This is a genomic window from Bartonella sp. MU37NMGALS (assembly GCF_042194015.1).
Classification (GTDB): domain Bacteria; phylum Pseudomonadota; class Alphaproteobacteria; order Rhizobiales; family Rhizobiaceae; genus Bartonella; species Bartonella grahamii.
In genome coordinates, this window is record NZ_JBHIML010000046.1 from 1 (window position 1) to 3,466 (window position 3,466).

Annotated in this window: 1 protein-coding gene and 1 pseudogene; both read right to left on the reverse strand. The window is 45.6% G+C overall.

Features of this window, described 5'->3' with window-relative positions; translation table 11 throughout:
• Window positions 1-2,715, reverse strand: a pseudogene (locus ACFIJP_RS08640) (DUF4815 domain-containing protein); the annotation flags it as partial.
• 1 nt (window position 2,716) lies between these two features.
• On the reverse strand, window positions 2,717-3,466 hold a 750-nt coding region (locus ACFIJP_RS08645), incomplete at its 5' end, for a phage tail protein (RefSeq protein ID WP_375626990.1).

Below are 3,466 nucleotides of genomic sequence, written 5' to 3' on the forward strand. Positions count from 1 at the left end.
AGTTGATAAACCGTGCCATTGTTTCGTTCAATTTCAAAGATGACAGAACAATCGCTTGAAGGCAATTCAATGGCTGCGCGTATTTGTAAATCAGAGCAGTCCACAAGATCAAAAGTGCCAAGATCAATGGTTTTTTCTGTTTGTGTGTAGCGGGCTGCCAACACTCGAAAAGCTAAAGCCTCATCTTGATGAGCAGTCCAGCTTTGTGCGTTAACTGAAGAAAATCGTGGTCCTGTTACATAAGGGTGGCTTGAAACATATCTCTGATGTTCTGCATCAAAATCCCCAAGCTTTGCTAAGGAGACGGAATGATTACTATCATCTGTCTTAATAACGAAAGCCGTTAAGCGGTCATCGGGGACAAGGAGTGGTACATCATAGCGTGCCTCTGCCCACCCTAGCTTTGCGCCCTTCATGGAATAAAAGCTTTGTGCTTGAATATCGGCGGTCGGATAACCGTTTTCAGTGGTGACCAAATCAATCACCAAATTATGGTTTTGATTGCCGATTTTGCAAAGATGAAAGTCAATACCGGTAATTTGCCGTGTTTCATCAGGAGTAAAGACTTGTGCTTGTGGGTCTACTTGCGTCCATATTTTCACCGTGGTGGTGCGCCGCATCACTTTCACATCAATCACACCTTGACCGGTAAAAAGCCCCGTTGCAATTGTTCCACCTCTGCCTTGTGCGATAACATTTTTTGTGCCAGCGGTGATATTTTGTGGAATCTTAAAAGTGCTTTCAAGGACGCCATAGGAATTGGCAAAAAGGGGATAATTAGGCAAGACATTCACACCATCAAAAGTGAGGCTCTCTAGTTTTTCGCCTTTGCCAAAACCTTCAATTTTAAAGGAAAGGGTAATTTGTCTTAAAAAATTGATTTGCTCTTGGGTCGCACTCACCAAATCATCACGCACTTCTGTTTTACGGATACTACTGCCACGGTTCCTGCCCATATTGATTTGATTGGTGATACCGGAGAGCCAATCGGTGCGCTGTTCGTGCCAAAAGTCTGTCGCGGGTTCAAGGGTTACTGTACCAGGTAGGGGTGCAAAATTTTGATAGGGGTTGATTTTTTCGCAAGCCGTTGTCAACTCTTGCGCAATGATCACTTCATTTGTCCAGTCAAGGGTGACAGGCGCTTTTAAAGGAGCAGTATAGAATGTTGGGTCAATGGCAAGCTGCAAAATGCCGTTGCCTACAGCACCTGTTTGTTGAAAGCCTTCATCTCTGTAACTATCATCAAGAAAAGGGTCTGCAAACATGCCCTTTTTGGCAACGGGTTCTTTAGAGTCAACATTGCTTTTAATACGCTCTAATTGCATCAATCGATCAAGCGAAAGCACTCGTTGAAAATAGCGCCACATCTCATCATAGGGGGCAACCCGTGTGCCATCATTGACCACAACCGGCGTTTCAAGCCAATTGTTGGTGATCGTTGCAAGAGACAACACATCATCAGGGACACTGGGTGCCATGGGGTGATCTACTGAGATACCTTTGATGTAAACCACATTGCCCCCTGTGTTGAGTCCTATACGGTCAATGCGGGGTAATTTGTAAGTGTAACTGATAATGATATCACCACCTTGCGCCCCACCTGAGACAGTGATTTCCTGCGCTGTTACTTTATCAGCCGTGATTTTTGCGCGGGTGCGATAAGTCACCTTATAGCTGCTGCCCGGTAAAGGTTCGTCTCCCATGGGTGCCCAATCAATGGTGTCTCCGGTTTTTTTAAAATCTGTGCCTTCTTTAAATTCCTTGCTTCCTTGAACGACTTTAATAAACGCGGTGATGCTTTTATCCGGAACACCATCACGCCCCGAAGCAACGGCACCGCGGGTGACGTTAACGGTTTTTTCTTTTGTCAACAAAAGAGACTGAATATCGGCAATAGGAAAATAATAGGGTTTAAAGGTAAAGCTTGTTTTCCCTTTTGGAGGCGCAAAAATATGCGTTTCGCTTGGAACAACGCTTGTTGAAAAGTCTTGCACCTCTTCATGGCGCAAGGCGGCAAGGCGTTTGCGTTTAAAGCCATTGATATTGGCTTCTCCTTCTTGAATACTAAAGACTTGGCAACCGTTATTGGCTCCCAATGCGCTTACACGGCAGCCACTCACGATATAATGCCCATGGGCGCGGTCGTACGTCGCAATAGCTTGCATGGCGGGTTCAAGCAATGAGGGCGATTTTTGATCAATCAGAACACCATCTTGTAAAATATAAACGGGAAAGAAAGTGCCGCTCTGCGCATCCTCTTTCAGTGCCCAAACAAGCTGTGCTGTTTCGCGTGCGGCACCAGGTTCTCCTTCTGCTAAGGTGCCAGGGACTTGCCCCAATAGCTCTGGATCATCTTCGTGTGTTATCCATTTTTTTTGTAGCTTCACACCAATTTCCAAGCGTCCAATCATGGAAACATTGTTGAGTACCGCAGGTGCAACGGGGAAAATATCGCCTGCGATATAAATCTTGCCATCCGTTAACGTTACGGTCCTTGTCTCTTTGTTGACAAAAGCATCAGCCCCGTTCAACGCGATCTCCTTCTTGTGCCACAAGGCGCCCTAAACGATTGTGACGACCTCTTATAATGGTTTGAACTTCATTCAGTTCACCACTTTGAATAAAGGGACGCGTGCCATAAAAGACAACACTTTGTTGTTCCTCTTTGCCGCGAGATCTGTCAATTGCAAAGGGTAAACCACTTTCATGCTTCATATTAAAACCTCAATAAAATCTTGAATTGTTCGCGAACATCGGCACGCAAAGGAATATTGACAGGCGTTTTGAGTATCTCGACACCGCCATTGAGTTCATTGGCGTCACACCAAAGCTTGCCAACCGCTATGTTTTCTGCGGGGGTAGCATGAACGAGAATGGAAACAAATGCGGCTTGTTTGCCGTCAACATCGTGAAAGTCTGTACGGGCTGCCAGAAACAACAGAGTGCCTGTTGTGGAAGGGTTAAATCTGTTTCCGCAATGGCTGTATACACCCTCCAAAGCCTGTTCGACAGGCGCTACAGCAGAGCATCTTTGATACCCAATCACGCCATCTTGGCTGTCTCTTAACACGAGATAAAGCGTGCGACCATGAAACCATTCTGCCATCAGCATATCGCGTTCATGTTTTTTAACCGAACACCACGGAAAATTTGCCATATCCCATGGATAATCGATTTGGTTCCAGCTTAACTCTTCATCCCCATCATCTATCCAATTACCAATAAGCCTGCCTTCTTCTCTTGTGAGCGTGTGATTGATCTCTGTTGTGCGTCCAAAGGAAAACAAAGTGTCCCCAGCTGTTAAACGAACACCGCTTTCATACTCCAACATGCTGTCATCAAGGCGTGACATATTGCATTCAACAGCTTGCACATCATAACCATAGGTCCCACGGCGAAAATCAGAGCGCAAACTTTTGGAAAGGTCGGTAATCGCTTCAATGACTTCAAGGCTTTTGCGTTCAGG